The sequence below is a fragment of the Roseomonas aerilata DSM 19363 genome, from assembly GCF_000711725.1.
Classification (GTDB): domain Bacteria; phylum Pseudomonadota; class Alphaproteobacteria; order Acetobacterales; family Acetobacteraceae; genus Roseomonas; species Roseomonas aerilata.
In genome coordinates, this window is record NZ_JONP01000097.1 from 1 (window position 1) to 6703 (window position 6703).

The window sequence follows — 6703 nt, forward strand, 5'->3', positions numbered from 1 at the left end:
GATGGCCATCCTCAGGGCGGTAAGCGTCAGCTCCTGGGCCAGGGTGTCGCGCATGGCCCAGCCGACCACCTTGCGCGAGGGGAGGTCGAGCACGACAGCGAGGTACAGCCAGCCCTCGCCGGTGGGTATGGTGGTGATGTCGGCCAGCCAGACCTTGTTCGGCCCGGAGGCCGTGAACGGGCGGTCAAGCAGGTTCGGGGCGAGCCGGAAGGCATGCTTGCTGTCCGTCGTCACCCGGAACCGCCGCTTGGTGCGCACCCGGATGCCGTGGCGGTGCATCAGGCGGGCCACCCGGTTCCGGCTCACCCCATGCCCCTCGGCCTGCAGGGACGAGCTACAGACCTTCCTCGGCGAGGCGCTGCGTGGACGGCGGCGAGACGGGACGTGGCAGGCGTGACCGTGTTTGGCCGATAGCGGCAGTTCTGCTCTCAGTACCGCAGCCGCGGAAACAGACATCGTCTTGCCAAGTTCCCTGGCGAGAGTTTCCGAAACCAACCGCTTTCGGAGCGGACCGCTACTTGTGGTTCCAGACCTTCCAGGCCGAGATCAGCAGAAGCACGGCCAGGGCTGGCAGCAGCACCCCGTCCGGCATCGGCCCAAGTAGGCGCCGGCCGATGAAGGTCCCAGCGATGGCCCCAATAGCCATGACCAGCAGGAAGGTCGCTTTCGGCCGAGGACCCCGAAGCTCTGGTCGCGGCTGTAGCGGCTTAAGCCCACCAGCATGGTCGGCAGGCTCACCGCGAGGGACCGGCTGCCCGCCAGCTTGATGTCCGCCCCGGAGAGGAGGACCAGAGTGGGAATCAGCAGCTCGCTCCCGGCAACGCCGAGGATCGAGGCGACGATACCGATCACAAACGCGGCCTGCGCCACGCCGGTGAACAGCGGTTGTCCTCCGGTTATCCCGTGCCCGGCGACCAGCACCGCGGCGATGGCCACCAGCAGTCCGGCGATGATCCGATACAGGTTCTCCGAGCGCAGCCGTGTCGCCCATCCCGCCCCGAACCAGGCACCGATCAGGCTCCCGGCGAGCAGGTTGAGGAGGATCGGCCAGCTCGCGGCGACGCCCCCGAAGGGTACCGTGGCGGCTCGAAAGGTAAGCGCCGAACCGACCACGACGAGGCTCATCGCCTCGTTCAGGATGACGGCCTCCAAGGCCCGGAACCCGAACAGGCCGATGAGGAGTGGGAGGCGGAACTCGGCCCCGCCCAGACCGATCAGGCCGCCGATCACGGCGCCACCACCGAAGGCTGCGGGCGTCCACGGTGGTGGATGTGCTCATGGCGGTATGCTCGGCTGGATACATCGCGTCGCCAAGGCCAGGACTGTTCAGCCGTTACGAGTCGATGGACCTCGCGTCGTGGGTCCGAGATGCCAGGAGGAGGAGCGCGAGCAGGGACAGCATGGTGAGGGTGCTGGACAGTAAGAGGGCGACGCGCGGACCGAGCGTGTCCAGCACCAGCGCGAAGAGGAGCGGCGCCCCGCCCTGGAGCAGGCGCGCCGGAGCCGCCAGCAAGCCCGTCCGCAGCCCGTAGCCCGCTGGTCCGAAGAGCGCGAGCGGCAGCGTCCCCCGCGCAATGGTCAGAAGGCCGTTGCCGGCACCGTGCAGCAGCACAAAGGGCACGGCAACAACAGGGCCCAGGAAGGCCAGCAGCGCCGCACCGACGGGATGCAGGCCCGCGGCGAGCTGCGCTGTGACAAGGGGCGACGCCTTCCGAAGGAGGGCGAACTCCGCCACTCGGGCGGCGACCTGTGCCGGTCCGACCAGGGAGGCGGCGAAGATCGCCGCGGTCGGAGCCGCCCCCAGCGCCTCGATGATGCGCGGCAGGTGGGTGGCCATTGCCGTGGAGACGAAGGTCGTGGCGGCGAAGACGGCCGCGAGGATGACCATGGTCCAGGGTACACCGCCGGGCGCCGCGTCGGCCGGGGCCGTGGCTGGAGGGGGAGGCGGTGCCTTGGCGACAAGGAAGCGGTTCAGCGGCAGGGCCACGGCCAGGTGCAGGACGGCCCAGGCGAGGCAGGCACCTCGCCACCCCAGGGCGTCGATCATGAAGGCGCTGGCGGGCCACCCGACCGTGCTGGCGAACCCCGCGAAGAGAGTGATGCCGGTGATCGCGTTGCGGGCATCGCGCCCGTACAGGCCGGTCACCGTCGCGAAGGCGGCCTCGTATAGCCCGAACCCCATACCGACACCGATCACCGCCCAGGCCAGGCCCAGCGCGACCGGCCCGGATGCCCAGGCCAGCAGCGCCAACCCGGCCGCGAAGACGAGGTTGGAGACCGCCAGGACGTCCCGGCCCCCGTAGGTGTCGATGAGCCGTCCGGCCGTCGGGCCGACCAAGCCGGAGAGCAGCAGCGCGCCGGAGAAGATGCCGAAGAACCAGGCGCGCGACAGGCCCAGGGCCTCGCAGACCGGATCCGCGAAGACGGCCGGGAGATAGTACGTGGACCCCCAGGCGAGCGTCTGCGTGATGCCGAGGGTGGTGATGACCACCCCCCGGCGCCGCGCCAGTTCCGCGACCTTCATGCGCGCTCGTACCAGCCTTTCGTCCGCATCACGATGTGGACCACCGAGAGCATGACGGGCACCTCGACCAGCACGCCAACCACCGTGGCCAGCGCGGCGCCGCTCTCGAACCCGAAGAGGGCGATGGCCGCCGCGACGGCCAGCTCGAAGAAGTTGGAGGCGCCGATCAGGGCGGACGGACCGGCGACGCTGTGTGCGGAGCCGCACTGGCGGTTCAGCAGGTAGGCCAGGCCCGCGTTGAAGTAGACCTGAATCAGGATGGGTACCGCGAGCAGCAGGATCACCAGCGGCTGCGCGAGGATCTGCTCGCCCTGGAACCCGAACAGCAGCACCAGGGTGGTCAGCAGGGCCACCAGCGACACCGGGTTCAGCGCCTTCAACGTGCGCTGGAGGGCCGCCTCGCCGCCGGAGGCCAGCAGCGACCGGCGCCAGAGCTGCGCCGCGACCAGGGGCAGGACGATGTAGAGCAGGACCGACAGGAACAGGGTGTCCCAGGGCACCGTGATGGCGGAGAGGCCGAGCAACAGGCCGACCACCGGCGCGAAGGCTACCAGCATGATCGCGTCGTTCAGCGCGACCTGGGACAGGGTGAAGTTGGCATCCCCGTCCGTCAGGCGGGACCACACGAAGACCATGGCGGTGCAGGGCGCTGCAGCGAGCAGGATCAGCCCGGCGATGTAGCTGTCCACCTGCCCTGCGGGCAGCCAGGGTCGGAACAGGTAGCCGATGAACAGCCAGCCCAGTAGGGCCATGGAGAAGGGCTTCACCAGCCAGTTGATGCCGACCGTGACGGCGATGCCTCGCCAGTGCTGGGTGACCCGCCCCATGGCGGCGAAGTCCACGCGGAGCAGCATCGGCACAATCATCGCCCAGATCAGCAGGGCGACCGGGATGTTGACCTGGGCCACCTCCATGCGGCCGAGCGCTCGGAACGGGCCGGGCAGCAGGGCGCCGAGCGCGATGCCCGCGACGATGCAGAGGGCGACCCAGAGGGTCAGGTAGCGCTCGAAGGTGCCCATCGACGCGCGGCGGCGTCCGATGGCCGCCTCGCCCTCGGTGGCCGCGCTCATGCGGCGTTCCCGGGGGACACGCGGCGTCCCTGGTCGTCGATGACCTTCTCGCCGTCCTCCTTGGTGAAGGCCTCCCGCTGCGGGTTCGGCAGGAGGTCGAGGACGGCCTCGGACGGCCTGCACAGGCGCACGCCGAGCGGCGTCACCACGATGGGCCGGTTGATCAGGATCGGGTGCGCCATCATCGCATCGAGCAGCTGGTCGTCGGTCATCGCTGGATCGCCGAGGCCCAGCTCCGCAAAGGGCGTGCCCTTCTCGCGCAGCACGTCGCGGACCGGGATGTCCATGCGCCGGATCAGGTCTGCAAGGACGTCCCGGGTCGGCGGGGTCTTCAGGTACTCGACCACCTCCGGCTCCTCGCCGCTGTTCCGGATGAGGGCGAGCACGTTGCGGGAGGTTCCGCAGTCCGGGTTGTGAAAGATCGTGACGGTCATGCCGCAGGCTCCGGGGAAGGGCAGGCGCAGGCCGAGAGGGCGGCGACCGCGGGGGTGCAGACCTCCGGGTGGCCCTGGCAGCAGTCCCGCATCAGGAAGGCGATGAGGCCGGACAGGGCGTCGTAGACGGCCGAGTAGCGGATCGACCGGCCGTCCCGCCGCGACTGCACCAAGCCCGCGTGCTCGAGGTGAGTGAGATGGAAGGACAGGCGCGAGGAGGTGGCGCCCATGGCCTCGCCGATTGCACCGGCGGCCATGCCGTCCGGCCCCGCCGTCACCAGCAGGCGCACGATCCGGAGGCGGGTCTCCTGCGATAAGGCGCCGAGGGCATCGAGTGCTTGCGTTTCATCCATGGCCTCTTAATATGTCAAGACACGTTGAGATGTAAGAGAGAAGATGAACGCGCCTGCTCTGCCCCTGACGCTCGGCTTCCAAGGAGACGCCTCGTTCGTGGCGGTGCTGGACGCCCTCGCGCCGCACGGCTCCCGTCGCTTGGTCATCAGCTACGACGGGCGGATGGTCCAGCCGGGCTACCACATCACCGAGGTGAAGGCCGGATCCTTTGTCACCCTGGACTGCGGCGGGAACCCGGACGCTTGGCAGGAGACGATCTTGCAGGTGGAGGACCTGCCCGCCTCGACGGAGAGGCCGGGGCACATGGAGGTCGGCAAGTTCCTCGCGATCCTGGAGAAGGTGGCTGCCCGGGTCAGCCTCCAGCCAGGCAGCCGGTTGACCTTCGAGGTCGGCCCGCCCGGCCGTCCTATGCAGGTCTTCGATGTCCAACGCATCCGGATCGAGACCGCGAGCGTGGTGATCGAGCTTGGCCCCCGGCCCGCCATCTGCAAGCCGCGGCACCGGGCTGAGCAGGAAGCGGCTAAGGCCAACGCCTGCTGCAGGCCGCCGGGCGGATGTTGCTGACCAGCCGCCCATACGCCGGGAAGGGTGGCAGCGGTTTCCACATTTGGGATGTCAGCAATGGCATACTGATGACCGGGATGAGTGCAAAGCGGACCTGCGTCACTTGCCTTTTCCTTTGCCGATGGGGTGTTCACCACCGATCAACGGTCGTTGGTCGGTGGTGAACATACGTGGAGCAGGCTGGAGGAATGATTGAGCTGGGTTGAGGGCTTACGCAGACGCCCACCCAAACTCACCTTCAGGGTGGCAACCCGCGTTCGCGCAACAAGGCCGCGACGTGGTCCACGAACGCGCGCACCTTCGGCGCCATGAGGCGGTTTGTGGGATAGGCGGCGAAGATGCCGCTCGCCGGTGTGTCGTAACTTTGCAGCACGCGCTGCAGGCTGCCCGACGCGAGGGCATCGGATACTGCCCAGTCGGGTATGGCGACCAGGCCGACGCCAGCCAGCGCGGCGGCGCGAAGCGACTCAGCGTTGTCGGTGAGAAGTACCGGCCGGACTGGCACGGAGTTCTCCCCAAGCCGCCAGGTGTCCCTCCAGGGCAGCGGCGAGAAGCCTATGCAGCGATGCGCCGCCACATCGGCCGCTTTGATCGGGGTGCCCCGCTCGGCAAGGTAGCCGGGAGACGCGGCGATAACGACCCGGGACGTAGCCAGGCGTCGAACGACGAGGCCGGGCGCGGGTGCTTCGGCGATGCGGATGGCGAGGTCAAAACCGTCCTCAACCAACTGAGCGGAGGCCGCAGTCTCGACGAGCTCAACCTCGACTGCGGGATGAGCGGAGAGAAAGGCGGGTAGGCCGGGCATGAGATGACGGGCGGTGAAGCACTCGGGGGAGGCGATCCGCAGCCGACCCGCCGGTGTCGCTTGCCAAGCCTGGGCTTCCAGTCGGGCGGCCTCCTCGTCCGCCAGTAGACGGAGGCACCGGAGGTAGAATGCGCGACCGGCCTCAGTGGGACGAACCTTTCGCGTGGAGCGGTCCAGCAGACGAACGCCGAGACGATCCTCCAGAGCGCGCACCGTCTCGCTGACCGAGGACTTAGCGGTCTGCAGGCGGTCGGCGGCGGCAGTGATACTGCCGGTTTCCACCACCCGGATGAAGGCTTCGATGCCGAGGAAAGCTCGCATAAGCGCATTGTTCGCTGGAGTGAACAGCGTGTCCACAAGCACTGGCTGCCCTTTCGCGGACAGGTCTGGAAGATGGCTGGGCGGGGCGAAGGGCCCTCTGGAAGCTGGAGAACGAGATGCTGGACGTTGTGAAGCAGGATGCTGGGGTGACCGAAGCCGGAGGCGGCGAGGTGCTCGACGTGTTTGGCGGGACGATGGTGGTGAAGGCGGACCCAGCTCTGCATGGGTTGTTCCTGGGCGAGCACATAATCCCACCGGGCTACTTCGTGCCGCCACATATCCACGCGGGGGATGATGAAGTCTTCTTCTTGCTGGAGGGCGAGCTGACTATCCTTGGCGAACTGGGTGAGCGGAGGGTCGGGCCAGGGGCAACGGTGCAGCTCCCCGGTGGCTCGCAACACGGGTTCCGGAACGACACGGCTGCCACCGTGCGCTTCCTCGTCATGGCCCGGCCAGGGCTCCAGGCTGTGGAAATGTTCCGCCACTTCGACCGCGTCGGTCGCGCGGCAGCGGGCGGGCTGACGCCACCAGAGATCGTGGCGATCTGTGCGCAGTATGGCGTCAGCATGAGCTGACTCTCCCCTGTGATGGTGGCCACCTCGGATAAGCTCCTGAGGGAGCGAGGTGCCCT

Annotated in this window: 8 protein-coding genes and 1 pseudogene; 2 read left to right on the top strand and 7 right to left on the bottom strand. The window is 68.4% G+C overall.

The annotated features are described in order from the left end of the window. The 6 genes and pseudogenes from BO39_RS33405 to BO39_RS28710 form a co-directional block, all read right to left on the bottom strand. A partial coding sequence (locus tag BO39_RS33405; RefSeq protein ID WP_156964128.1) for a DDE-type integrase/transposase/recombinase occupies positions 1 to 456 on the bottom strand: 456 nt, incomplete at its 3' end. A gap of 90 nt (positions 457 to 546) precedes the next feature. After that, positions 547 to 1254: pseudogene (locus BO39_RS28690) on the bottom strand (TSUP family transporter); the annotation flags it as partial. A 79-nt stretch (positions 1255 to 1333) separates the two neighbouring features. Then, entirely contained in the window at positions 1334 to 2524 is a 1191-nt protein-coding gene (locus BO39_RS28695; RefSeq protein ID WP_043840205.1) for an MFS transporter, read from the bottom strand. Continuing rightward, entirely contained in the window at positions 2521 to 3594 is a 1074-nt protein-coding gene (arsB, locus tag BO39_RS28700) for an ACR3 family arsenite efflux transporter (protein ID WP_245615465.1), read from the bottom strand. Before arsB ends, BO39_RS28695 begins: the two co-directional genes overlap by 4 nt. Continuing rightward, positions 3591 to 4028: an arsenate reductase (glutaredoxin) gene (gene arsC / locus BO39_RS28705; RefSeq protein ID WP_043840207.1), complete on the bottom strand. Its 438-nt coding sequence runs from the start codon at positions 4026 to 4028 to the stop codon at positions 3591 to 3593. Before arsC ends, arsB begins: the two co-directional genes overlap by 4 nt. Then, positions 4025 to 4381, bottom strand: a complete 357-nt coding sequence (locus tag BO39_RS28710) for an ArsR/SmtB family transcription factor (RefSeq protein WP_043840209.1) — start codon at positions 4379 to 4381, stop codon at positions 4025 to 4027. The genes arsC and BO39_RS28710 overlap by 4 nt, the downstream gene beginning before the upstream one ends. Positions 4382 to 4424: 43 nt before the next feature. Between BO39_RS28710 and BO39_RS28715 the strand changes: the two genes are divergently transcribed. Next, complete coding sequence (locus BO39_RS28715) at positions 4425 to 4946, top strand: DUF6428 family protein (protein ID WP_043840211.1); 522 nt, start codon at positions 4425 to 4427, stop codon at positions 4944 to 4946. A gap of 238 nt (positions 4947 to 5184) precedes the next feature. Here the strand turns inward: BO39_RS28715 and BO39_RS28720 are convergent, their stop codons facing one another. Continuing rightward, positions 5185 to 6108, bottom strand: a complete 924-nt coding sequence (locus tag BO39_RS28720; RefSeq protein ID WP_156964130.1) for a LysR family transcriptional regulator — start codon at positions 6106 to 6108, stop codon at positions 5185 to 5187. Between the two features lie 110 nt (positions 6109 to 6218). Here BO39_RS28720 and BO39_RS30725 point away from each other — a divergent pair, with 110 nt between their 5' ends. Further along, positions 6219 to 6647, top strand: a complete 429-nt coding sequence (locus BO39_RS30725; protein WP_169742899.1) for a cupin domain-containing protein — start codon at positions 6219 to 6221, stop codon at positions 6645 to 6647. The last annotated feature ends 56 nt before the right edge of the window (positions 6648 to 6703 follow it).

What these genes read in the sequence shown, in the direction of transcription:
- BO39_RS28695 (WP_043840205.1), bottom strand. Translation starts at nt 2,524, where the DNA reads ATGAAGGTCGCGGAACTGGCGCGGCGCCGGGGGGTGGTCATCACCACC.
- BO39_RS28715 (WP_043840211.1), top strand. Translation starts at nt 4,425, where the DNA reads ATGAACGCGCCTGCTCTGCCCCTGACGCTCGGCTTCCAAGGAGACGCC.
- arsC (WP_043840207.1), bottom strand. Translation starts at nt 4,028, where the DNA reads ATGACCGTCACGATCTTTCACAACCCGGACTGCGGAACCTCCCGCAAC.
- arsB (WP_245615465.1), bottom strand. Translation starts at nt 3,594, where the DNA reads ATGAGCGCGGCCACCGAGGGCGAGGCGGCCATCGGACGCCGCCGCGCG.
- BO39_RS28710 (WP_043840209.1), bottom strand. Translation starts at nt 4,381, where the DNA reads ATGGATGAAACGCAAGCACTCGATGCCCTCGGCGCCTTATCGCAGGAG.